The organism is Salinicoccus jeotgali, assembly GCF_039538805.1.
Lineage (GTDB): Bacteria > Bacillota > Bacilli > Staphylococcales > Salinicoccaceae > Salinicoccus > Salinicoccus jeotgali.
This window is the reverse complement of the sequence record NZ_BAABCK010000013.1, coordinates 186,802-212,525: the sequence shown is the minus strand read 5'-3', so window position 1 is coordinate 212,525 and position 25,724 is coordinate 186,802. Positions and strand designations below refer to the sequence as shown.

Below are 25,724 nucleotides of genomic sequence, written 5' to 3'. Positions count from 1 at the left end.
CCCTACATCCCGCCGAAGAAGCTCATATCTTCATCTTGGAACCAGTGTTGTTTCTGATGTTTTTCATAGGTTATCTCCTGATCTTCATCTTCCCTAAGCTCTATGATGTAGTCATAATCGGCAAGAGTATAATTCATGCCGTCCACAAACAGATCCGGATGCTCTATGACCTTTACAGCCGGGAAGCGCATCACTTCCCTGATGAGGCTTTTATGCTCTTCATTGGTCGATTTGTTCGTAACCGCACCATCGATGATGAAGACATTACTCTGGTCGTACTCCCCTTTAATGAGAGTTGTGCGCTCCGTCTGCTTGATCAAGGTCGAAGATAGGAAAAGCCATTTTTTCTTCGCGGTCACACTGGCTGCAACAATGGATTCCGTTTTACCGACGCGGGGCATACCTCGGACGCCGATCATTTTATGACCGTCTTCCTTAAACAGTTCGGCCAGGAAATCGACAAGTATCCCGATCTCTTCCCGTGTGAAACGGAAAATCTTCTTGTCATCTTCGGCCCTTTTGATGAAGCGGCCATGCCGTACTGCCAGACGATCCCTTACTTGAGGCTTCCTTATTTTAAGAATATTGATGTCGTCGATATACGCACTCATCAGTTCAAAACGCTTCAATTTGTTCAGCTCATCCGTGCGGATCAGCAAACCCCGTCTTTCATTCTCTACCCCATTTATGGTGTCGATGCTGATTCCGAGGTTGCCGAGTAGGGATGAGATATCCCCAAGCAGCCCTGGCCGGTTATTGATGATTTCATATTCCATATATTGTTCGATATTTCGTTCTGGGTATCTCGTCTTATTGCTGTCTGTAGAACTCATGTATACCATCCCCCGTTAACATTCATTATTTCACCGGTTACAGATTGGGCATTTTCATGCAGCAGATACTGTACAGCATGCATCACTTCTGCTGGTTTTACGTAGCAGGCCTGCGGCAGTTCTTCCAGCAGATGGTGCTGGTCGGCCTCTGAAAGTAGTGCTGTCATCGAACCTTCAACTATCCCTGGTGCCACTCCGTTCACCGTTACACCGGTTGGGGCCAATTCTTTCGCCAAAGATTTGATGAGTGCTTCCTGAGCCCCTTTCATGGAAGCATATATACTTTCATAACTGGCTCCGTGCCGCCCCCAGATGGAAGTGATGACGATGATTCTGCCTTTTTTTCTTCTGAGTTTCGGCAGCAGCACTTGTATGAAGGCGACAAGATTACGAATGGATATGTTGTACTGGGCGTCGACTTCATCGAGGGCGGTGTCCTGGACCAGGCTGAATAAGCTATACCCCGGACACCATATCAATCCATCAATGCCATCCACCCCGTTGAAGAAACCTTCAATGACCGTCTTATCCTGCGCATGGCTAAGATCAAGGAAATGGTGGGTGCTTTCATATTCCGGCTCTTTCTCTCTGGAAAAAGTGATGGTCTCTTCAGTCGACAGCTGCTCATGGAGCTTTTTGCCGATATCTCCGGTGCTGCCTACTATGACATATCTAGACATCACGTTTCAATATACACTCTACCATGTATTCGGGATCCATGACATCGATAAAGTGGGTCTCCACTTCCTGGATGGTGATTTCTTCGATTACTTCAAGCAATTTGTAGAGGTCATAGCCATCCAGGTAATATTTTGTATATTGGTTTGCGATATACTCCGGAGAATTCAAGCTGGCCAGATAATCGCCTATCACTTCCCTTTTCTGGTTCATGAGTTTCTCTTCTGTAAAGAAGCCACCCATTTTGACCGATTCGATGATATTGCGGATTTCTGCAGCAAATGCATCTGGCTCTTCAGTATTCGTAGCGAAAAGGGCATGGGAAAAATCACTTTCTTCAATGTGGCTGAAATTGAACGAATCGTCTATGAGCCCTTTATCCATAAGCTCATAATAGAAATCTGACTGTTCCCCAAAGACCATATCCAATGCGAACATCATCGACAGATCGCGCTTAAGGCGATTTTCGGTGTCGTCATCTTCCTGATGGTACTTAAAGCCGATCATTGATTTGGTTTCTTCAACATCCATCTTCAATGTGTTTTTACGCTTGACGATCTCCCTAGGCTCCAAAGGGAGCACCCTCTCAAGTTTAGGGAGTGGGTCGATCTCCCGGCGATTCTGATGCGCATCAATATAATCGATTAATCCATCTATGTCAAAATCACCGACGAGTATCATCACCATATTGGAAGGATGGTAGAATGTCTTGTGGCATAAAAAGAGATGGTCTGCGGTAATCTTACTGATTGATGCCTCAGTACCTGCTATATCGACTTTGACCGGCAAGTTGTGATACATCTGATTGAGGGTTTCAAAGTAGAGCCTGTATCCTGGATTATCCTGGTACATCTTGATCTCTTCATTGATGATGCCGACTTCCTTTTCGACTGTCTCTTCAGTGAAGTAAGGCTGCTCAACCATGTCCATGAGCAGCTTCAGATTCTGATCGAATGATTCTGTAGCACTGAAAAGATAGGACGTGCGATCATAGGAAGTGAAGGCATTAGCATTGGCACCGCATTTGGAGAATAGATTGAAGACATCACCATCCTCCTTTTCGAACATTTTATGTTCAAGGAAATGGGCAATACCGTCCGGCACTCTATACTCTTCCCCACCTACGATGAAATGATCATCCATGGAACCATATTTCGTCGTATATGTTGCAAACTTTTTGCTGTAGCCTGGTTTAGGTATGATAAATACAGTCAGGCCATTGGCACACTCGTGCTTGTAGACCTGCTCATCTATTTTCGGATAATCAATTTTGTTCATCTTCTTCACTCCTTGTAAGTACATAGACCGTGTCCAGTGCAACCCTTTTGCTGACATCGGCTATCATGGCACTATCAACCGCCGCCAGACGTTCCTCCCACGAAGAGGAGTGCTCATCCTGAAGCATGCGATTGTACTCCAACGCCAACAGGCCTTTCGGTTTATCCATCACTTCTTTTCTGTTGACCCGCATCATACGTTTCACTTCCTCTACGAATTCATCATCGAATTCTCCCTGCTGCAGAGTCTCGAGTTCTCGCAGAATGGCGGACTCGGCTTTTTTGACATTTTTAGGATCTACGCCACCCATGACGAACATATACCCGTTACGGACGTCGATTTGGGAGCTTATCTGATAGGCAAGGCTCATTTTCTCCCGTATATTCTGGAAAAGCAGTGAGGAGGCAGAACCGCCGAACATCTGATTCATGACGTTGAATGCCATCCTCTCCTGAAGATCCAGGTCTGAAACGCGGAAGCCCATGTTCAGTTTAGCCTGTTCAATCTTTTGGGCGTCCGTTTCTCTCTTTACCTGTTCAATTGTCTTGTTCGGATAAGGCTGATGCTTGAGTTCCACGAGCGCTCCGCGCTGATGGATCTTGTTAAGCTTATCTTCTATATCTTCATCTACCGCTCCGACTGCAAGAATCTTCAGTTCATCTTCAGCCATCATGCGGGCATGTTCTTCTTTGATATCTTCAAGTGTAAGGGATTCAACATCTTCAAGGACACCAAACGAAAAGTACTTGTAGTCCTCCTCTTCAAACATTAGATTGACCATGGCCTGGAAGCTTGCCTGGGCACGATTGTCCTTCATACTTTTCAGACGATTGCGGTACAGGCGTTTCTCCTTATTGAAGAAGTCCTCGTCGGACGCATCATAATTGAATGGCGACCGCAATACTTCGTTTAGGAGTTTGCACATCTCGCCGACGATATCCATATCTTCATAGATGAATTTATCGTTCACTAACTCCATTCCGATGGTTACTGTATGGTCTCTCCCTTTTCGTCCTGTGTTGGAGGTGAGATGGGCACCATAATGATGGGCGAGGTAGTTCAAGAGATCCGCTTCCTTTAAAAAAGTGTCGGTCCGCTTTATCATCATGCGGGAAAGAAGATTCCGCTTCGTCACCCGTTCACGCTCTGATATGCTTCTGAAGACCAGTTGGATGGTGATGGTCTTGAATTTGTCGGTTTCTACGATTACTGATGGCACATTATTCAATAGATTCTTATTCACTGTATACATGGAAAACTCCCTATTCTTCATTCTGTATAAGTACATTACGCGGCTTGCTGCCACTGCTCGGGCCGATGACACCATTTCCTTCAAGATCATCAATCAGCCTTGCGGCCCTGTTGTAGCCGACTCTGAACTGACGCTGGAGCAGTGATGCGCTGGCACGCTGTTGCTCTATTACAAACCATTTGGCATCTGGATAGAGTTCATCTTCAGATTCTTTTTGTTCCTTCTGTACTGGTTGATTCATGATCGATTTCTCATAGTTGGCCTTCATCTGGCTTGTAATGAAGTGTACGATGTCCCCAACTTCGCCATCTGAGAGGAAAGCACCCTGGACACGTGTTGGTTTCGATTTCCCTGAAGGCAGATACAGCATATCGCCACGGCCCAACAGTTTTTCGGCCCCTTGCGAATCGAGGATGGTTCTCGAATCAGTCTGTGAACTTACACTAAAGGCAATCCTTGACGGTATATTCGCTTTGATGATACCGGTAATGACGTCGACCGATGGCCTCTGGGTTGCGATGATGAGGTGGATGCCGGCTGCACGTGCCATCTGGGCGATGCGCGTGATCGCAGCTTCAACCTCTTTGGAGGCGACCATCATAAGATCTGCCAACTCATCAATGATAACCACGATATAAGGCAGTTTCTGGACCTTCTCCGGAGTCTCGCTTTCACGCTCCAGATATTGGTTATACGCCTCGATATTGCGTGTGTTGGAATGGGAAAATAAATCATATCTCCGTTCCATTTCGCTGACGATCCGATTCAGGGCGTCACTAGCCTTTTGAGGATTCGTTACGACCGGACTCAATAGATGCGGTATGCCGTTATAGACATTCAACTCCACCATCTTCGGGTCGATCATCATCAATTTCACTTCATGTGGTTTGGCGTTCATCAAGATGCTCAGGATGATACCGTTTATGCAAACTGATTTACCACTGCCCGTCGCACCTGCGACCAGCAAGTGGGGCATCTTATTGAGTTCAGCCATGACCGGACTCCCTGAGATGTCTTTCCCGAGTGCCACTTCCAGCGGATTATCGGAAGTCTTACGTTTTAGTACTTCACGCAGCGTCACCATGCTGATCACAGAATTAGGTACTTCTATACCAACTGCCGATTTACCGGGTATCGGAGCTTCAATCCTTATATCCTTGGCAGCAAGGCTGAGTGCGATATCATTTTGCAGATTGATGATCTTGCTGACTTTCACACCGATGTCCGGCTGTATTTCAAACTGGGTCACAGCTGGGCCGATACGGATTTTTGAAACTTTAGCATTGACTCCGAAGTTTTTCAGCGTATCTTCCAAAACCCTGCCTTGTTTCAGGACTTCTTTGTTGCTTACGGTCTCTGATACTTCCGCATCCTTCAACATCGTTATTGAAGGGAGTTCATACTGCTTCAATTGATCCAATTCATCGTCGTCGAAGGTTGAAATATCAGAGTCACCATCACCCTCCGCTTCAGCATCACTTTCTTCTGAAACATCCTGTTCTTTTCTGCTCCAATCCTCCTGTGAGGTTGCAGCCTTCTCTTTTGTTTCATCATAAGGTTTTGGCTGATTGTGGCTGTTGTCGGAATCTGTAGCATCTGATTGGGTTTCTTGATGTTCGTATTCATGCATGGTCTCAATGATTGATTCATCGGCGCTGAAGTCTTCCAGTTGTCTCGGTCTTTGTTTTGTTTCCGTCTGCGGTTTTGCTTTACCTTTTGCACCTTCATATTTATTGGCCTGTCGACCAGTGCTCTGGATACGCTTGTCGGTCAGCTTGCTGTACCCTTTCTGAATCAGATCTACAGCAAATGAGAACAGGCGTGCGATGCCCACTGCAGTCCTCTCGGCAGTGGCTTTCAGCATTTTGGATGTTTTGACCAGATCGTTGGAGAGGGATTGCTCGATATCTTTTGAAGTGATCATCAAGTAGCTGAAATACAAGAAGATCAGGCCGAGCAACAGAGTTCCCACCAGGGAAATGCCCGTCGAAGAGAAGGCAAATAATATCTGCCCTATAATCCCACCTCCGAAGAAATGCAGGATGCCCTCTACTTGAATGGTTTCCAGAGTATCATTGAAAGTATAGAAGTTCTCAATGCTCGCCCTGTCTACAATATACAGTAGCGAATGGAATAAAAATAACAGACCGAATTGGAGCAGCAAGTATCCCCCCATACGGCGTGTAAGCGGCAATTTCTGTTCTGCTGCCAAGTAGATGCTCATAAGAAACAGCATCAGGTATGTAAAGTACCGGCTCGTTCCGAAAAGATAAGCAAACAAAGCATCCAAATATGTACCTACAGCGCCGAGTTGGAACAGTGTGATGAATAGAAGTACGATGAGGATAAATGCCGAAATGGAGTAATAGCTTCTATTGTCTTTTTTCTTTCTTACGGCCCTACCCGCCTTTTTAGTTCTGTTTGGCTTTCTGGCCATGGACATTCCCCCCTATTTACAATGAGACTGCCAAAACTGGCAGTCTCATTGATGGTTTATATTTCAGATATTATCGGGATGATCATCGGACGGCGTTTTGTACTATCATACAGATGCTTACCGAGATCATCTCGTATGCTCTGTTTTAATGTACTCCACTCAATCTTCTTCTCATCAAGGGCATCCAAGACGATCTTATGGACGCGTTCTTCCGCTTCCTTAAGAAGATCTTCACTTTCCTTCACGTAGACGAAGCCTCTGGATTGGATCTCCGGACCGGCCATGATCTGCCGTTTTTTGGGATCTATCGTCACTACGGCTATGAAGATGCCATCTTCACTTAAAAGTCGTCGATCACGAAGTACAATGTTACCCACATCGCCGACGCCACTGCCATCAATCAATACATTGCCGGCAGTCACCTTATTCGCACTGATCATCTGTTTACCGTCGTAGCTGACGACATCACCTTTTTCGAGAAGGAATATATTCTCTGGTGCGACACCGGTTTCAGCGGCGAGTTTTGCATGGGCAATCTGCATTTTGAACTCACCTTGGACCGGGATGAAATGCTTCGGTTTCATGACATTAAGCATCATCTTCAGCTCTTCGCTCAAGCCATGGCCAGAAGCGTGGATGTTCTGTTCCGGGGTGGCTATTTCAGCACCAGCCTTCACCAGTTCGTTCATCGTACTGTACAGCACCACTTCCATATTGGAAGATGGTGTCGTCAGTATATAGACGATATCCCCTTCTTTTATGTTAGTCACTTCATGCTGGCCACGGGACATCGTACCCAATGCCTCAATCGGTTCACCTTGGGAACCGGTTGCGATGATGACCACTTCGTTATCCGGGTAGTCTTCTATCTCATGGCTTGGCACGAGAAGACCTTCAGGGATATCGAAGTAACCAAGATTCCGGGCCACCTTGAAGGAATTTTCCAATGTGCGGCCGAGGAAAGAGACCTTGCGGCGGTTTTTTGCGGCATTCGTCAGCACTTGTTGTATACGGACAAAGTTTGAAGCATAGCAGGAGACGATGATTCTGCCTCGTGCACGTGCAAATCCATCCAGTATGTGTTCTTCAATCACATTTTCTGGTGTGTTATAGCCGCGTTTTTCCGCTTCCGTAGAATCACTGATCAGAGCGAGCACATCTTTTTTCGCAATATCGTACATCTTACCCATATTGTAGCTGTAATCCCCCGTCAAACTCTGATCGAATTTGAATTCTCCAGTATAGACGATTGAACCGTATTTAGTCTCTATACTGACCCCATATGAATCCGGGATGCTGTGGCTTGTTTCGAAAAACACCATTTCCGCATTTTTGAATTTCATGCGTGATTGGCTGTTTATCGTATGGAACTTGATTTTCTTATTGACGCCTTTAGCCCTCAGACGATCTTTTACAAGCGCCAAGGTTAACTTGGAACCATAAATTGGGGCGTTTAAAGACCCGACGATATACGGTATTGCGCCGATGGAATCTTCGTGCCCATGGGATAGGAAGATTCCTTTCAGCTTATGTTTGTTCTCTTGTACATAGGTGATATCCGGAATGACGATGTCTACACCGAGCATTTCATCTTCCGGAAACATCAACCCTGCATCGAGTATGAACATTTCGTCATCAACTTCAACGACGTACATATTTTTGGCTATCTCACCGACACCGCCGAGTGGTATGATTTTCACTTTAGCTTCCGTGTTCGCTTCTTGTTTAGCTCCGTTCAAAATATTTCCTCCTATAGCCTACTTGAATGTGGCATGGTAGAACTTCCCATCTATTGTGATATGGGATACTTTTACGTTCTTTGTATCATAGCGCGTTTCATCGCTGTTTTTCAGAATGAGATGGTCGATTGGCTTATCTTTGGTATGGAACTCCCTAAGCTTGTTGCCAAGTGCCAGATCTGTAAATATGATCTTCACCCCATCGTCATCTTTAATCCTCAGTTGACCGGTGGCTTCATGTTCCAAATCATTTATATCTACTTTATTAAAAATCAATTCGGTTACTCTCCTTTGTTATCTTCGAGCAGTGCCTTGCGGGACGCGTTGACGCGGCCCTGTTTATCGATTTCCGTTACTTTCACAAGGAATTTGTCGCCCATCTTAACGACATCCTCCACTTTGCCGACGCGTTTGGTATCAAGCTGTGAAATATGGACAAGCGCATCTTTGCCTTTGAACAGTTCGACAAAAGCCCCAAACTTTTCAATGCGTTTCACTTCGCCCATGTAGACTTCACCGACTTCTGCAACGCGTGTCAGTTCTCTGATGATTTCTTTAGTCCGCTCTATCATCTCAGGGTCGCTATGTCCGATCAGCACCGTTCCGTCCTGCTCAATATCGAGTTTGACGCCGGTTTCATCAATTATTTCATTGATTTTTTTACCACCTGGCCCGATCACATCACGGATCTTATCCGGCTTGATATGCATGACTTCAACTTTTGGAGCATACTTGCTCAACTCCTGACGTGGTTCGCTTAACGTTGCAAGCATGTTGTCCAGAATTTCGGCACGGCCTGCTCTTGCCTGCTCCAATGCCTCACTCAGGATATCTTCATCCAGTCCATCAATTTTAATGTCCATTTGGATGGCTGTAATGCCATTTTCTGTACCTGCAACCTTGAAGTCCATATCCCCAAGGGCATCTTCCATGCCCTGGATATCCGATAGGATTGTGTAGTTATCGTCCTTTTTGACGAGCCCCATCGCAATGCCGGCCACAGGCGCCTTTATAGGCACACCCGCATCCATCAGAGCAAGCGTCGAGCCACAGATTGACGCCTGTGAGCTTGAACCGTTGGACTCCAGCACTTCAGACACTAGTCTGATTGTGTATGGAAAATCGGATTCATCCGGTATCACTTGATAAAGGGCACGTTCACCAAGTGCACCATGACCGATTTCGCGGCGACCTGGTCCTCTGATCGGTCCAGTTTCGCCTACTGAGAAGTTCGGGAAGTTATAATGGTGCATAAAACGTTTGTTTTCGTCGACCCCGAGCCCATCTATAATCTGATGTTCTCGAAGGGCGCCAAGCGTACATATGGATAAAGCTTGAGTTTGGCCGCGGGTGAATAAGCCTGAGCCGTGTGCACGAGGCAGCAAGCCAGCCTGTGAATCCAGTGAACGGATTTCAGATGGTTGCCGGCCGTCAGGTCGTATTTTCTCTTCTGTGATGAGACGTCTCACTTCATCCTTCAGGAGCGTTTCTACTATAGAAGCCGCTTCTTTGTAAATGATTTCATAATCTTCGGCAGATTCATCCAGCGTTTCTAGGATGCGCTCTTTGGCAGCTTTTATCGCCGCATCACGCTCTTTTTTGTCTGGATCCTGAATTGCTTCATAGAGACCCATCGTTTTCGCTTTCTCCTCCATGTCGCTTTGCAGGTCAAAGTCCGGCTCCGGTACTTCAAAGGGTGTTTTCTCTATGTCCAGTTCCGCTAATATCTCTTCTTGGAAAGCGACCAATTTCTTGATGCTTTCATGGCCGAACATAATTGCTTTCAGCATCGTCTCTTCAGACACTTCACGTGCGCCTGCTTCGACCATGTTGACAGCATGCTTAGTGCCGGCAACTTGAAGGTCGATGTCAGAACGATCAAGCTCCTCCACCGATGGATTGATGATAAATTCCCCGTCGATCCGGCCGATCGTCACTCCGGCTATAGGACCCTTGAAGGGGATATCACTGACTCCAAGTGCAAGGGATGACCCAAGCATCGCCGCCATTTGAGGAGAAGCATCCGGGTCTACCGAGAGGACTATGGACATGACTTGCAGGTCATGCCTATACCCTTCTGGGAAGAGCGGTCTGATCGGACGGTCGATCAGGCGGCTTGTGAGTGTCGCTTCCTCACTTGGACGACCTTCACGCTTGTTGAATCCGCCAGGAATTTTACCCGCAGCATACAGCTTTTCCTCATATGCGACTGTCAGCGGGAAAAAAGGAAGATCTTTCGGTTCCTTGGAAGCAGTGGCGGTGGTAAGCACGACCGTCTCGCCGTACCGTATGAGCACTGCACCATTGGCTTGTTTGGCAAGCTCGCCGTATTCGACTGTCAGCTTGCGTCCCCCCCACTCTGTTTCATACACTTTCTTCGTTGTTTCTGTCATAATTTGTCTTCTCTCCTTAGTAAGGCTACTTAATCCAATCATATCACTTTTAATGGAGAATATACATAAAAAAAAGCATATCCAAAGGATATGCTCAAGCTGTTATTAGCGACGGAGACCGAGTCTTTTGATGAGTTCACGGTATCTCTGTATGTCTTTTTTACGCAGGTAGTTCAGCAAATGTTTCCTGCGGCCGACCATTTTAAGAAGACCTCTTCTTGAGTGGTGGTCCTTCTTGTGGATGCGCAGGTGTTCGTTCAGTGTTGTGATTTCAGCAGTCAATACTGCAATCTGTACTTCTGGAGATCCTGTGTCGGATTCGTGTGTACGGTATTCTTGTATCAGTTCATTTTTGCGTTCTTGTGATATAGCCATTAAAAACGCCTCCTTTTTTTATTGTTCACCGCTATCCGAGCAGATGCCGGAGTTGCACTCTGCCAAGATTAGGGCACTTGGCTCATTATACGTTAAATGCTATAGGTTTTCAAGCAGCTTAATCGCGGGAGTTTGACACTTACATAAGCAGAAATTGCCTTTAAAGCCTTTGGTGGCTTTATTTTTTTGTCAAATGTCACTTTAAATTATTGCGTACTATTTCGTACCAATGTATAATAGAGCTATCGGAACAGTATAAGGAGGAATATTTGTGCGCATTAAAAAAAGTGTTTCCAAAGGGTCAACGTCTTATTCTGTTATCAAGGATGTGTATCGTAATGGAAAGAAAACTTCAAAAATCGTGGAAGCTTTAGGCAACGATGAAGCCATTTTAGAAAAACATCCTCATGTTGATCCCTATACCTGGGCAAAAGAATACGCCAAAAAATTAACGCAGGAAGAAAAAGAAAGTAGCTATAAAGTGATTGCCAAATATAGTCCAACCAAGCAAATCAAATTAAATAAACAAACACTATTCCATTCGGGGTACCTTTTTTTACAATCTCTGTATTACGAATTAAAACTCGATAAAATCTGTCAGACAATCGCTCAAAAATATAAATTTGAATATGATCTCAATGAGATACTATCACGTCTTTTGTATTTACGTATTCTACATCCGACTTCTAAAAAAGGGACATTTGAACATGCGAAAGACTTACTTGAACCAGTGCATTTTCAATCCCATCAGATTTATCGGGCACTTGAAATACTTGCGGAACAATCGGATTTCATCGAAGAAATGGTCTATAAAAATAGCCGCCAAGTGGTGGATCGAAACACACAAGTTTTATATTATGACTGCACCAATTTTTTCTTTGAAATCGAGGAAGCAGACGGGATCAAACAATATGGGGGTTCCAAAGAAAATCGACCCAATCCTCTGGTTCAAATGGGACTGTTCATGGATGGATCCGGACTGCCGCTGGCTTTGAGTATGACACCTGGAAATAGAAATGAACAAACTACCCTGAAACCTTTGGAACGGCGTATTTTAAAAGACTTTGACCTTTCTAAATTTATTGTATGTACAGATGCCGGTCTCTCATCCAATCAAAATCGAATCTATAATACGAAAGGAAAACGCGCCTTTGTCACCACGCAATCGGTTAAAAAGCTGAAGAAATTTTTGAAAGAATGGGCGTTGGATCCCAAAGGTTGGCGCACACCAGGAAGCCATAAAAAAATCAATTTAGAGGATATCCGTCATCTCAAAAATGATACGAAAACGTATTATAAAGAGCGCTGGATCAAAGAAAATGGATTAGAGCAGAAATTAATGGTCACATACTCCCCTGTTTATCAAAGGTATCAGTCATCAATTCGGGAAAAGCAGGTAGAACGCGCAAAGAAAAAAATGGAACATCCAAGTTCATTGAATAAAACAAATCAAAATGATCCAAAGCGCTTCATTGAATCAAAACACGTCACAGATGATGGCGAAATAGCAGACAAAACACAGGCAACCCTGAATCAAGCTCAAATTGATGAGGAGTCTATGTATGATGGATTTTACGCGGTATGTACTAATCTGGAATCCTCTGTGGAGGAGATCATCAAGATTAATTATAGGAGATGGGAGATTGAGGAGACATTCCGTATATTAAAAAGTGAATTCCAGGCGCGTCCCGTTTACTTACAGCGTGAAACGCGCATAAAAGTCCATTTTTTGACTTGTTTTCTATCTTTATTAATGTATCGCATTTTAGAGAAAAAATTAGATGAAAGATTTACATGTCATGAATTAATCAGTACTTTGAGGAATATGAATATGCGAGAATTAGATGGCGAAGGATACATACCTGCCTATACTCGAACCACAATTACAGATGCTTTGCATGATGCATTCGGCTTCCGAACTGACTTGGAAATCGTCACTCAAAAAAATATGAAAAAAATTTTTAAACAAACCAAAAAAGCAAAATAGTACGCTTTTTTCGAGTCATTTAAAACCGCCATAAACACTGAAATCACAGTGCTCATGGCGGTTTTCACTGTCAAAGATGAGATTATACGTTAAATGCTATAGGTTTTCAAGCAGCTTAATCGCTTTTTGTTTATCTCTGGATATATGATCAGTGAGCTCATCGATTCCGGAGAATTTCCTTTCCTCTCTTATGAAATGATGCCAGTGTACAGTGGCATTTTCCCCGTAGACGCTGCGGTCGAAATCAAAAAGGTGCACCTCTACACTCACCCGCTCGAGGTTATCGTGGAAAGTCGGTTTGACACCTACATTGCAGACGCCCTTGTATACAGTTTCCTCATTATCGAGCCTGAACGTCACGGCGTACACACCTTTAGCAGGTAGGTGATAGCGGTACTCCGGCTCAATGTTCGCAGTCGGGAAGCCAATGGTCCGTCCCCTCTTCTCTCCTTGCACGATTACACCTCTGACCTCATAGGGACGGCCTAAAGCATGATTGGCACTTTCAAGTTCATGCGTAAGCAGATCTTTTCTGATCTTTGTGGTCGATATCTTTTCGCCATCGACAGCCAGTTTTTCAACACCTGTCGTATGGAACGCCCCGTACTCAGATAGGGTGCTGATGTTTCCTGCACCATACCTACCATAAGTGAAATCGAAACCTGCAATGACTTCCTTGATATTCATGTCGATTATGTACTGGAATACGAAAGTGTCTGGGGACAATCCCGCAAGTGCGCTCGAAAAATTGATGACAAAGCAATAATCCACGCCCATATCCTCAAGCATCTCCAATTTGACATCAAGCGGGGTCAGATAGGTCGTCCGTCTTTTTTTCGGATTCAATACTACCGATGGGTGGGGGTCGAACGTTATGACGGCCTTCTTAAGACCATTTTCTTCTGCTTTGGCGATCATCGTGCCGAGTACATCCTGATGGCCTCTATGAAGCCCATCAAAAAAGCCGATAGCTGCAGCAGATGCCGGCAAATTCATATTTTCTTTTTCCTGTGGATGGTGCAATCTTATAGTTTCCATTACATCGCCTCTTATAAATTGAACATTTTGTAGGGTTTCATCATTTCCTGTTTTTCAGGATGGTCATGGTAGATGCCGATAACTTTGCCTTCATTTCTGAAGACAACCTTGTCAGTCCTGTCTTCTACCATTTCCATAATAGCAGATTTATACACCTTTTGCCCATTCAGGATTTTTTTCAGGAAATTTTCATCTTCTATATCTACAGTCGGCAATTCTTCTATCAACTTCCGGATTGGAATGAGATGTGCTGCGGCATCCCCTGACTTCAATTCCTCTAGGGTTGCAGATTGATTCAAAGTGATACCGCATGATTCCGTTCTGATCAGAGCAGACATATGGGCCGCTGTTTCGAGACTTCTCCCAATGTCTACTGCCAATGTACGTATATAGGTCCCCTTCGAACACGTTACATCAATATCGAAGTGGATGAGACCACTATCCCTCTCGATAGTTCCTATACGTGAAATCTGAAAGATGCTGACGGTCCTTAACGGCCTTTCCACTTCTATGCCTTGACGTGCATACTCATACAGTTTCTTTCCGTTTATTTTGACAGATGCATACCTGGGCACCCGTTGCGTATAATCTCCTTGGAAAGTCACTATCGCTTCATCGATCATTGCATCAGTAATGCCGTCAGTCACGTTGCGGTTCTCCACCTGTCCCGTCTGATCTTCAGTATCTGTCGAATAGCCCAAAGTCACACGCGCACGGTAGCTTTTTTTCTTTGTCTGCAAGTATTCAGTCAGTTTTGTGCCCTCACCGACGACGATGGGCAACACTCCAGTCACTTCAGGGTCGAGCGTCCCTGTATGTCCTACTTTCTTCATGCCGAGGATTCTGCGCATACGCATCACCACATCATGGCTGGTCAGTCCTTTGTCCTTATTTACCGGGATTACACCATGCATTGTTGTATAGACCTCCGTATATAAATAAAAACCTGGGGGGCCCCAGGTTTTATTTGTCTTTTATTTCATTAAGCAGTGCATCTATCTTGCTGCCATACTCGATGGAAGTATCATACTTGAACTCCAGTTCAGGAGCCTTCCGTATGGGTATTTCCTTAGCCACTTCCGAACGGATCAGGCCTTTGGCTCGGCCGAGTGCAGCCTGTACTGCTTCCCGGTCATCGTTGAGTGAGGTGAAGTATACAGTCGCAACTTCCATCTCTTTGGTCAGTTCAACATCTGTCACCGTCACCATCCCTATATCCGGGTCAGCAACCTTCGTCCGGAGCGCTTCGCTCACGACTTTCTTGACTTCTTCAGCCACTCGCTCTTGTCTGTTAGACATAAGTTATCACCTTTCAATTTCAACCATGATATAAGGTTCGATCTGGTCTCCCTCTTTAAGGTCGTTGAAATTCTTGATCGTAATGCCGCATTCGTAACCTGCAGTCACTTCCTTGGCATCATCTTTATAACGCTTGAGGGTATCCAATTCGCCTTCATGGACCACTATACCCTCTCTGATGACTCTTACACCTGAATCGCGGGTGATTTTACCGTCAGTGACGTATGATCCTGCGATCGTACCCACTTTGGACACTTTGAAGGTTTGACGGACTTCGACGTTGCCGATTACTTTTTCTTCAAAGATCGGGTCGAGCAGACCTTTCATCGCAGTTTCGATTTCTTCAATGACACTGTATATGACACGGTGCAATCTGAGGTCTACTTTTTCCTGGTCTGCCGCTTTCTTGGCATTGACATCAGGGCGCACATTGAAGCCGATGATGATGGCGTTTGAAGCTGAAGCCAAGGTGACATCAGATTCATTGATTGCCCCAACCCCTGTATGGATGATACGGACATTGACACCTTCGACATCAATTTTCATCAATGAAGCGCTCAGTGCTTCAACGGAACCTTGCACATCTCCTTTAATGATGAGGTTGAGATCTTTCATCTCCCCTTCTTTCATCTGTTCGAACAGGTTTTCAAGGCTTACTTTTGAAGTCTGTTCGCGATCATTCATGACCTTCTCTTCACTGCGCGCCTCTCCGATGCTGCGCGCCGTCTTGTCGTCTTTGAAGACTACAAAGCGGTCGCCAGCCTCCGGCACGTCGTTGAGTCCAGTGATTTCAACAGGTGTCGAAGGACCCGCTTCCTGGATGCGCCGGCCGAGGTCATCAACCATGGCTCTGACTTTACCGAAAGTGCTGCCGACGACAAGTGAATCACCGACTTTGAGTGTCCCGTGCTGGACCAATAGGGAAGCCGCAGGGCCTCTTGACTTGTCCAGTTCAGCTTCGATTACAGTGCCGATGGCTGGACGGTCACTTGTTGTCTTAAGCTCGGATACTTCTCCGACTAGAGTAATCATTTCAAGAAGATCTTCGATGCCATCACCGCTTAGGGCGGATAGTGGTACGAAAATTGTGTCACCGCCCCAATCTTCCGGATAGAGGCCATATTCACCAAGTTCTGTCATGACACGGTCCGGGTTGGCCGTTGGCTTATCGACTTTATTGACTGCCACGATGATCGGCACTTCAGCTGCTTTAGCATGGTTGATGGCTTCAATTGTCTGGGGCATGACGCCATCATCAGCTGCTACGACAAGAATTGTGATGTCTGTGACTTGAGCACCACGTGCACGCATGGTTGTAAATGCTGCGTGGCCAGGAGTGTCGAGGAACGTTATTTTCTTACCGCCTGACTCAATCTGGTATGCACCGATATGCTGAGTGATGCCTCCAGCTTCTCCGGCTGTCACTTTAGTGTGGCGGATGGAGTCGAGCAGTGTCGTTTTACCGTGGTCGACGTGGCCCATTATCGTAACGACACTTGGGCGCTCCTCATTCAACTCTTCGCCTTCAAGATCGAAATAATTTTCAAGATCTGTATTGTCTACGACTACTTCCAATTCGGCAGTGAATCCATGTTCACTTGCTATCAGCTCAACGGATTCATTATCCAAGGCCTGATTGATGTTTGTCACAACACCGACCATGAAGAGGTCTTTTACAATTTTAGATGCGTCTACACCGATTTTCTCCGCAAGTTCACCGACAGTGATGCCTTCTTGGTACTTGAATTCTTTAGGCAGCTCTTTCTTAGGCTCAGGTTGCTTAGCTGTTGGCTTATTCTGTTTACGCCTTTTACCCCCATGTATACCGGGTGCCCTATTCCTCTGTTGCCTTTGATTCGGTTTGTTTTCACGTGGCTTATTTCTGTTGCCCTGCTCTTTTTTCTGTGTAGATGCTTTTGCATCCTTTTTAGGCTCTTCGGCTTTTTTGGTTTCTGTACCTTTTGCTTTGCCAAATTCTTTATCGAGCACTTCCACTTCATTATCTTCAAGAGATTTCATATGGCTATTCACTTCAATTCCTCTTGCTTGGAGGAATTCGATTATTACTTTACTTGCGACTCCATGCGCCTTCGCGTATTCGTAAATTCTGATTTTACTCATTGAATCACTTTCCTTTCTCTTTAAGCTCCAACATCTTTCTGCCGAAGCCTGGATCTGTCACTGAAAGTACAACTCTGTTGGCTGCACCTGTTGCGTTGCTCAAGGACTCATTGGTGTAATGATCGATCAGCGGTATATCATATGTCCTGCACTTATCGTGGATCTTTTTCCTTGTGTTTGCGCCGGCATCGGCAGCCAGAAAGACCACTTCCGCTTTTTTGGAACGGATGTTTTCCAGCGTCTTTTCCTCGCCTGCCGTCAGTTTCCCGGCTCGTTTTGCCAAACCCAGCATATTCAATAACCTGTCCGTCATCGTTTAGGGATATCCTCCCTATAGATGAGCCGGATGATTTCATCATAGATTGGGGCAAGCGTTTCCTTGTCAAAGCCCAGTCTGTTTTCCAGCACTTCTTTTTCCCTGGCCTTTTCGACAGCCTCAAGGTTTTTCACTACATAACTGCCACGGCCATTCTTTTTACCACCCGGATCGACGAACACTTCGCCTTCTTTAGTGGAAACAATCCGTAGCAACTCTTTTTTAGGATGCATTTCATTGGTCAGGATACATTTTCTAAGAGGTATTTTCCTTTTCATAACAATCACCCGTCATCTATTCTAGGATGCCCTCTTCACTGGCATCTGATTCACTTTTGATATCGATCTTCCATCCTGTCAGTTTAGCTGCAAGACGTGCGTTTTGTCCACGCTTGCCTATTGCCAGGGAAAGTTGATTGTCCGGTACGATGACCATCGTGGATTGGTTCGCTTCATCAACCACTACATCAATCACCTGCGAAGGGCTGAGCGCATTTTTGACGAAGACTTTCGGGTCTTCATCCCATAGGACGATATCGATTTTTTCGCCTGAAAGTTCATTGACGATCGCTTCGACACGTGCACCCCGGGCGCCTACACATGAACCTACAGCATCGACATCCGGATTCTTCGCATAAACGCTTATTTTGGACCGTTCGCCAGCTTCCCTGGCTACACTGGTAATCTCGACTGTGCCATCGTAAATTTCTGGCACTTCTTTTTCAAACAGCCGTTTAAGGAGGTTCGGGTGTGTCCGTGAAACGAAGATCTGTGGACCCTTAGTAGTCTGTTCGACTTTATTCACGTAGACTTTAATCCTGTCGTTTGGACGATAGGTCTCATTCGGCATCCTTTCGGATTCACTTAAAACTGCATCAGTCCTGCCCAACTGGATGTGGACGAAACGATGATCCACACGGTCGATCAGACCCGTTAAGACTTCATCTTCCTTATCGATGAATTCATTATAGAGGATGCCGCGTTCAGCATCCCGCAGGCGTTGCATGACCGCCTGCTTGGCGGCTTGGGCGCCCACTCTATTGAAATCCTTCGGCGTGACGTCCTCATCATACGGATCACCGACTTCATATGCCGGATTAACGGTGCGGGCTGTTTCAAGGTCGATTTCCCCAGTCGGGTCTTCAACCTCCTCCACTACATCTTTTCTGGATACCACTATATATGTACCGTTATCCATATTCAGGTCGACTTTAACATTCTTATGCTGGGAGTAATTCTTTTTATATGCTGTCAAAAGAGCTGCCTCGATGGTTTCTACAAGCACTTCCCTTGGAATGCTTTTTTCCTTCTCGAGGTAGTCTATCGCATTCAATAACTCCTGGTTCACTAATAAGCGCCTCCAATCATAATATTACCGCTTTTCGAATTGTTGCGATTTTGCTTCGATCTATCGTCACTGTTTTCTTACGTGTTTTAACTTTATATTCTATCGTTACGGAAGTAGGATCATAGGCCTTCAATATTCCAGTCCATTCCTTCTCCCCATCAATCTGCTGGTAGGTCTTTACATAGATGCCCTGCTCCAGCGTCATTTCCAGATCTTCGTCATCCTCGATCGGGCGCTCTGCACCTGGTGACGAGACATCAAGGAAATATCCCCCTTGGATGATTTCCCATTCATCAAGTTTCTCGCTCAAAACTTCACTCACCTGGGCGCAATCCTCAAGGGTGATGCCGCCTTTCTTATCAAGATAGAGTCTCAGAAAGTAGTCTTTCCCTTCTTTGACATACTCCACTTCAATGAGTTTGTACCCCATCTCCACAACCACTGGTCGAGCATGTTCCAAGACATTCTTTTCAGTGCGATTCACTGCCCATTCCCCTCCTTCAAAACTAAGAGAAGAACGGGCTAGCCCGTTCTTCTCCGCGTAACGTGGTATTTAATATCATAGTTATTATACCACAGTGCATTTTAGCCTGCAACTTGAGTCTACATATCAAAAATCGACAGCTGTGCCTTGTCTGGCAGATGATCGAGACTGCCCAATTCAGTCAGGTAATCGACTACTTTCTGAGACACGCCGGCCCGTTTATTCAAATCTTCTTTCGAGATGAACGGTTCGTCCTCGCGCGCTTCCACAATGCGTTTCGCCACTCCGGCACCAAGCCCTGGTACAGCTATGAATGGCGGAATCAGTGCGTTGTCTTCGATCTTGAACTCAAAGCTGTCCGACTTCTCAACACTTACCGGTTTTATCTTGTAGCCACGCTGCACCATCTCATTGGTGATTTCAAGAACTACCAGTGTATCTTTTTCCTTTTTGCTGAGCTCCTGGAACCTCTGGTTCATTTCCTTGACGTTATGTCTGATTGTCGTACCATCCTTGACCATCGTCAGCAAATCGAAATCCGAAGCACGGACTGTAAAGTAGCTCGCATAATAATAAAGGGGATGGTGCACTTTAAAGTAGGCGATCCTGACCGCCATCAGAACATAGGCGGAGGCGTGTGCTTTCGGGAACATGTATTTGATCTTCTTGCAGGAGCTGATGTACCAATCGGGCACGCCCTGTTCTTTCATCGCTGCTTCATGTTCCTCGGTCAAGCCTTTACCTTTACGGACTTTCTCCATGATATTGAAGGCGAGCGAAGGCTCAAGCCCCTGATACATCAAATAGACCATGATGTCATCACGGCATCCGATGACGTTTTTCAAGTCACATGTACCGTTTCTGATCAGCTCTTGCGCATTGCCGAGCCAAACGTCTGTACCGTGGGATAGCCCGGATATCTGGACGAGTTCACTGAATGTCGAAGGTCTCGTATCCTCAAGCATCTGGCGTACGAAACCAGTACCGAATTCCGGTACACCAAGAGTCCCTGTACGGCAGAGTATATCTTCCTCAGAAATACCGAGTGCCTTCGGTGAATTGAATAGTGACATCGTCTCTTCATCGTCAACGGGTACCGTCTTCGGATCGATGCCGGATAGATCCTGCAGCATGCGTATCATGGTCGGATCATCGTGGCCCAGAATATCCAGCTTAAGGAGGTTATCGTGGATCGAATGGAAGTCGAAGTGTGTCGTTTTCCATTCCGATTCCACATCGTCAGCCGGGTACTGTATCGGCGTAAAATCATATATATCCATATAATCCGGAACGACTATGATGCCGCCCGGGTGCTGTCCGGTTGTCCGCTTCACACCGCTGCAACCCAGTACAAGGCGATCGATTTCAGCCCCCCTCCGATGGAGGCCATTATCATTCATATAGCCTTTTACATAACCGAATGCTGTCTTCTCTGCAACTGTACCGATGGTACCTGCCCTGAACACTTTGTCTTCACCAAATAGTTCTTTTGTATAGTTGTGGGCAACAGGCTGATAATCCCCACTGAAGTTCAAGTCGATATCCGGAACCTTATCCCCCTTGAATCCAAGGAAGGTTTCAAATGGAATATCCTGTCCTTCCTTTATCAAAGGAGAACTGCAAGTTTCACATGATTTGTCAGGCAGATCATAACCAGAGCTTACACTACCATCCATAAAGAATTCACTCGTCCGGCATTTAGGGCAGACATAGTGCGGTGGCAGTGGGTTCACTTCAGTGATTTCCGTCATCGTGGCGACAAAACTGGAACCGACTGAACCGCGGGAACCGACCAGATAACCGTCTTCAAGTGACTTCTTGACGAGTTTCTGGCTGATGAGGTAGATGACGGCAAAACCGTTTCCGATGATGCTGTCCAGTTCTTTCTCAAGGCGGTCTGTAACAATTTCCGGCAACTCCTCACCGTATAGGGCACGGGCATTGCTGTAGCTGAGTTCTCGAATTTGGTCGTTGGCCCCTTCTATATTCGGTGTGTAGAGTTTATCTTTGATGGGCACAACTTCTTCTATACTATCGGCAATCCGGTTTGGTGCGTCAATGACGACCTCCCGCTTCACCGTCTCTTCAAGGAATGAGAAAGCGTCCAGCATCTCGTCTGTAGTCCTGAAATGTGCATCAGGCAAGTTGCCTCTCGATAATGGGTTCCCAGGATTGCTCTTCACCAAGATATCCCGGCACAGCTTATCCGACTCATCCAGGTAGTGGGTATTGCCGGTGGCTACAACAGGTTTATCAAGTTCATTACCCAATCTGATGATGTTTTCGATGATTTCTTCCAAGGTCGCCTCACTGCGGACAATTTCGCGCTCCAACAGTCTGCTGTAGAGTGCTTTTGGAAATATCTCGAGGTAATCATAGAAACCTGCTGTCTTCTTTGCCGCCTCGTATGACTTCTGCATCATGGCAGTGAACACTTCACCTGAATCACATGCACTGCCGATGAGCAGACCGCTCCGATATTTATCCAATAGCTGTTTCCTGATGCGCGGCGTCTTGTAGAAGTTATCTGTCAAAGACTGTGATACTATCTTGAACAGATTTTTGAGGCCTTCCTGGTTTTTTACAAGGATTGTTACATGGGTCGGCATCGCACGTTTATAGGAATCCTGATCAGCCAACTTTTCATTGATATGGTTATGGTTCTCTATACCTGCCTTTTTAAGCTGCGATAACATCTTAATGAATATATAGGCGGTCGCTTCGGCATCATATATTGCGCGGTGGTGTTGTGTCAGTTCGACATTATACCGTTTGGCGAGTATATTCAGACCATGCTTCTTGAAGTCCTTGTTTATGGAACGGGATAGTTCAAGCGTATCGATGACGCCATTCGTATATGGAGCAAGCCCTTCTTCACTGTATGCAGCCTCTATAAAGCCCATGTCGAAGCTCGCGTTATGGGCGACGAATATCGCATCCCCCACCCATTCCTTGAAATCGGTGATCACTTCTGAAATTGGTGGCGCATCCTGCAGCATATCATCAGTAATGCCGGTGATTTCCTTGATGGTCTCAGTGAGCGGTTCATTGGGGTTGCTGAATCTTTCGAAACGGTCTATGATTTCGCCATTTTTAACTTTAACCCCTGCAAGTTCGATGATACGGTCATACTTGGAGGACAGGCCGGTCGTCTCAACGTCGAATACGACATATTCATGTTGATCGAGTACTATGTCCTGCGGTTTATACGCAATCGCTGCCCCATCGTCGACAAGAAGCCCTTCCATCCCATAGATCATCTTCAAACCGTTGGCTTTTGCGGCATAATATGCGTCGGGGAAAGCCTGCACATTATTGTGGTCAGTAACGGCAATGGCTGTATGTCCATAATCTTTTGCCCGTTTTACATATTCTCCGATATTCCTCAAACCATCCATCTGGCTCATTTCAGAATGGAGGTGGAGTTCTACCCTCTTATCAGTGCTGTTGTCCTTTTTCTCCGGCTTGTTGAAGACGTTCAAGCTACGGATCATAAGCACCATATCTTTGGAGAACTCGTCATATTCGACATTGCCTTCAATGAGCACCCAATCATTTTTATCCAACGCCTCAAAAACTGCTTCATCTTCCTTGCCGTGCCTCGAGAACATTTTGGCGGCGATGGAGTCCGTATAATCGGTTAGCTTCAACTGAAGAATTTTACGGCCTGTCCGGAGTTCACGTACCTCCTTATCGAATATGACGCCTTCAACTTTTACATTGAACTCTTCTTCGACAACTGTTTCAAGTGGCCTGATGTCTTTCATGGTGATTGCTTTGCCGATCTGCTTGATGGTCTCTTCCTGCTTCTTCTTCATATCCGTTTCAAAATGCTTCTGCTGCTCTATGAAGCCCTGCACCAATTCAGTCTTCTCTTCTCTGAGGCGTTCTTCAAGCTGTGTCCGCCGACTCGAATCGAGCTCTGCATCCTTACGGAATTCAATCCCTTCTATCGGCATGCCGCAGGCAACATAGGCGTTCTTCAGATTACCATTTATATTTTTATTGAAATGGGCCACTTCAATGTCATTCTGGACAGAAAAAATCAACGTCCCATCGTTGAGTTGTTTGTCACAATTAAGCAGCTGAAACTTGATGTTTTGATTGATGCCGATGGAATCAAGCGCATATTCAAGGTAATCGATTATATCTTTGTCTGTATAATGATCTGCCGTGATGATCAATTGGGTGCGTGCTATATTGGAAAAAGCTGTTTCTATGCTCTTTTCCATCATGTTCCTGAGCGCGACAGGTATCATTTCTTCAAAATGGACATGGAACTCCCAGACTCTCTCAGCATCATTTGACACTACTTTCTTTAGGGTTCCTGTAGCTAAATAATTATTATTTCCACTGATTCCTGCCTGCTTCAGCAGAATGTTAAACTGATCTTTTCCCTTCACTTACAACACTCCTGTAAAGAGCGCGTAAATCGATGATTTACGCGCTCCCCCTGTTAATAATTATCTTCAAGATATTGTTTCAGTTCGCCCACCGGCAGATTGATGGATGCATCACTGCTTCTCGGTTTGATTTCTACAACGCCTTCTTTCGCATCGCGTCCCACTACTACCCTAAACGGCAGACCGATCAGATCGGAATCTGCAAACTTGACGCCGGCACGTTCCTTACGGTCATCGTACAGCACCCGGTAGTCAGCACCAAGTGTTGCATACAATTCTTCTGCAACCGCTTCAGCCTCTTTGTCTTTAGGGTTTGGAGTGACAATGTGCACATCGAACGGCGTCACCGACTTAGGCCAGATGATGCCGCGCTCATCATGGTGGCTCTCAACAATCGCCGACAAGGTCCTGGAGATCCCAACGCCATAACATCCCATGAGCACAGGTGTACTGCGTCCATTCTCATCCAACACATTCAAGTTCATCGCTTCAGAATATTTTGTGCCCAATTTGAATACTTGGCCCACTTCTATGCCTTTCATGAACTTCACTGGTCCACTGCCGTCCTGAGCCATTTCCCCTTCGACGATCAAGCGGAAATCACCATAACCACCAATCTCGAAGTCGCGCTTATGGTTGACGTTGAGGAAATGGTATCCACTCTCATTTGCACCAGTCGGGTAATCCTGCATGTTTTTCACCTGATGGTCAAGGTAGACTTCAATCCCTGCGTCCACAGGACCCAGACTGCCGGGGTCGGCCTGCATCAGGCTCCTAATTTCTTCGTCCGTCGCAAAGCGTATATCATCTGTGGCAAAATGAGTCTTGACTTTGACATCATTCAACTCGTGATCTCCCCTGAGCAGTATCATGACGTACCGCTCATCGACCTTCATGATCATTGTTTTGGTGGTCTCCTCAAGCTTGATATCAAGGAAATCAGCTAAAGCGCTGCATGTCTTGACGTCAGGCGTCGCTACCTTTTCGATTTCATTAGTACTTTCCACTGTTTTTGCCTCTGGTATCGGGCATCCTGCTTTTTCTATATTGGCCGCATAGTTGCTTTCCTCAGTATAGGCAATCGTGTCCTCCCCGATGTCTGCGAGCGCCATGAATTCATGGGTATGGCTGCCCCCTATCGCACCTGAGTCTGCCTCTACAGCACGGTAATTAAGTCCTACCCGGGAAAAGATCTTGGAATAGGCCATATACATGTCCTGATATTTCTCGTCTAGGGAATCCTCATTACTATGGAATGAATAGGCGTCCTTCATAATGAATTCACGTCCGCGCAACAGGCCGTATCTTGGACGCAGTTCATCCCTGAATTTCGTCTGGATCTGAAAGACTGTAAGAGGCAGTTTTTTATAGCTTTTGAGTTCATCACGCAACAGAGCGGTTACAATCTCTTCGTGCGTAGGCCCAAGGGCAAATTCACGACCATGGCGGTCTTCGAGCCGCATAAGTTCACTGCCGTATGCTTCCCATCGGCCTGATTCCTGCCAAAGCTCCTTCGGATGCAGTACAGGCATGTGTATCTCTACGCCTTCGATGGCGTTCATCTCTTCTCTGACGATCTGCTCGATATTGTTCAAGACCAGTTTCGTTATAGGCAGATATGTGTATACACCGCTGGCCATCTGTTTGATCATGCCAGCCTTGAGCATCAGGCGATGGCTCAGGCTATCTGCATCTTGCGGGGTTTCACGCATTGTTGGTATAAACATTCTAGATTGTCTCATTC

The 25,724-nt window shown here is 45.8% G+C and carries 20 protein-coding genes; 1 reads left to right on the top strand and 19 read right to left on the bottom strand.

From position 1 onward, the window contains the following. Positions 1-2: 2 nt before the first annotated feature. The 9 genes from ABD734_RS03470 to rpsO all read right to left on the bottom strand — a co-directional run bounded on the left by ABD734_RS03470 (position 3) and on the right by rpsO (position 10,985). Positions 3-833, bottom strand: coding sequence for a DUF3388 domain-containing protein (locus ABD734_RS03470; protein ID WP_344701438.1), 831 nt, complete (start codon positions 831-833; stop codon positions 3-5). Then, positions 830-1,513: an SDR family NAD(P)-dependent oxidoreductase gene (locus tag ABD734_RS03465; protein WP_344701515.1), complete on the bottom strand. Its 684-nt coding sequence runs from the start codon at positions 1,511-1,513 to the stop codon at positions 830-832. Before ABD734_RS03465 ends, ABD734_RS03470 begins: the two co-directional genes overlap by 4 nt. Next, on the bottom strand, positions 1,506-2,789 hold the full coding sequence (yfmH, locus tag ABD734_RS03460; protein ID WP_344701436.1) for an EF-P 5-aminopentanol modification-associated protein YfmH: 1,284 nt from the start codon (positions 2,787-2,789) through the stop codon (positions 1,506-1,508). Before yfmH ends, ABD734_RS03465 begins: the two co-directional genes overlap by 8 nt. Continuing rightward, the gene (gene yfmF / locus ABD734_RS03455) at positions 2,776-4,041 is read right to left on the bottom strand and encodes an EF-P 5-aminopentanol modification-associated protein YfmF (protein WP_344701434.1); all 1,266 of its coding nucleotides are present in this window, start codon (positions 4,039-4,041) and stop codon (positions 2,776-2,778) included. The genes yfmH and yfmF overlap by 14 nt, the downstream gene beginning before the upstream one ends. Positions 4,042-4,051: 10 nt before the next feature. Continuing rightward, positions 4,052-6,478, bottom strand: a complete 2,427-nt coding sequence (locus ABD734_RS03450) for a DNA translocase FtsK (protein ID WP_344701433.1) — start codon at positions 6,476-6,478, stop codon at positions 4,052-4,054. 56 nt (positions 6,479-6,534) lie between these two features. After that, positions 6,535-8,217: a ribonuclease J gene (locus tag ABD734_RS03445; RefSeq protein WP_344701431.1), complete on the bottom strand. Its 1,683-nt coding sequence runs from the start codon at positions 8,215-8,217 to the stop codon at positions 6,535-6,537. A gap of 18 nt (positions 8,218-8,235) precedes the next feature. Beyond that, a complete protein-coding gene (locus ABD734_RS03440; protein ID WP_344701429.1) occupies positions 8,236-8,493 on the bottom strand; it encodes a hypothetical protein in 258 nt (85 codons plus the stop codon). A 5-nt stretch (positions 8,494-8,498) separates the two neighbouring features. After that, on the bottom strand, positions 8,499-10,610 hold the full coding sequence (gene pnp / locus ABD734_RS03435; RefSeq protein ID WP_344701427.1) for a polyribonucleotide nucleotidyltransferase: 2,112 nt from the start codon (positions 10,608-10,610) through the stop codon (positions 8,499-8,501). Positions 10,611-10,715: 105 nt separating this feature from the next. Further along, on the bottom strand, positions 10,716-10,985 hold the full coding sequence (gene rpsO, locus ABD734_RS03430; protein WP_344701425.1) for a 30S ribosomal protein S15: 270 nt from the start codon (positions 10,983-10,985) through the stop codon (positions 10,716-10,718). A gap of 271 nt (positions 10,986-11,256) precedes the next feature. Between rpsO and ABD734_RS03425 the strand changes: the two genes are divergently transcribed. Beyond that, a complete protein-coding gene (locus ABD734_RS03425; protein ID WP_344701423.1) occupies positions 11,257-12,972 on the top strand; it encodes an IS1634 family transposase in 1,716 nt (571 codons plus the stop codon). Between the two features lie 96 nt (positions 12,973-13,068). On the opposite strand, the gene ABD734_RS03420 is transcribed toward ABD734_RS03425, so the two are convergent. The 10 genes from ABD734_RS03420 to ABD734_RS03375 form a co-directional block, all read right to left on the bottom strand. Beyond that, positions 13,069-14,010, bottom strand: coding sequence for a bifunctional riboflavin kinase/FAD synthetase (locus tag ABD734_RS03420; protein ID WP_344701421.1), 942 nt, complete (start codon positions 14,008-14,010; stop codon positions 13,069-13,071). Positions 14,011-14,021: 11 nt separating this feature from the next. After that, a complete protein-coding gene (gene truB / locus ABD734_RS03415; protein ID WP_344701419.1) occupies positions 14,022-14,924 on the bottom strand; it encodes a tRNA pseudouridine(55) synthase TruB in 903 nt (300 codons plus the stop codon). 49 nt (positions 14,925-14,973) lie between these two features. Then, positions 14,974-15,309, bottom strand: coding sequence for a 30S ribosome-binding factor RbfA (gene rbfA, locus ABD734_RS03410; protein ID WP_344701417.1), 336 nt, complete (start codon positions 15,307-15,309; stop codon positions 14,974-14,976). A gap of 6 nt (positions 15,310-15,315) precedes the next feature. Then, positions 15,316-17,430, bottom strand: a complete 2,115-nt coding sequence (infB, locus tag ABD734_RS03405) for a translation initiation factor IF-2 (protein WP_344701415.1) — start codon at positions 17,428-17,430, stop codon at positions 15,316-15,318. A gap of 4 nt (positions 17,431-17,434) precedes the next feature. Continuing rightward, the gene (locus ABD734_RS03400) at positions 17,435-17,743 is read right to left on the bottom strand and encodes a L7Ae/L30e/S12e/Gadd45 family ribosomal protein (RefSeq protein ID WP_344701413.1); all 309 of its coding nucleotides are present in this window, start codon (positions 17,741-17,743) and stop codon (positions 17,435-17,437) included. Beyond that, positions 17,740-18,024, bottom strand: coding sequence for an RNase P modulator RnpM (gene rnpM, locus ABD734_RS03395; RefSeq protein WP_344701411.1), 285 nt, complete (start codon positions 18,022-18,024; stop codon positions 17,740-17,742). Before rnpM ends, ABD734_RS03400 begins: the two co-directional genes overlap by 4 nt. Positions 18,025-18,040: 16 nt before the next feature. Then, complete coding sequence (gene nusA, locus ABD734_RS03390) at positions 18,041-19,093, bottom strand: transcription termination factor NusA (RefSeq protein WP_344701410.1); 1,053 nt, start codon at positions 19,091-19,093, stop codon at positions 18,041-18,043. A 16-nt stretch (positions 19,094-19,109) separates the two neighbouring features. Then, the gene (gene rimP, locus ABD734_RS03385) at positions 19,110-19,577 is read right to left on the bottom strand and encodes a ribosome maturation factor RimP (protein ID WP_344701408.1); all 468 of its coding nucleotides are present in this window, start codon (positions 19,575-19,577) and stop codon (positions 19,110-19,112) included. A 119-nt stretch (positions 19,578-19,696) separates the two neighbouring features. Continuing rightward, complete coding sequence (locus ABD734_RS03380) at positions 19,697-23,980, bottom strand: PolC-type DNA polymerase III (protein WP_344701406.1); 4,284 nt, start codon at positions 23,978-23,980, stop codon at positions 19,697-19,699. A 53-nt stretch (positions 23,981-24,033) separates the two neighbouring features. Then, positions 24,034-25,722, bottom strand: coding sequence for a proline--tRNA ligase (locus ABD734_RS03375; RefSeq protein WP_344701404.1), 1,689 nt, complete (start codon positions 25,720-25,722; stop codon positions 24,034-24,036). Positions 25,723-25,724 lie beyond the last annotated feature (2 nt).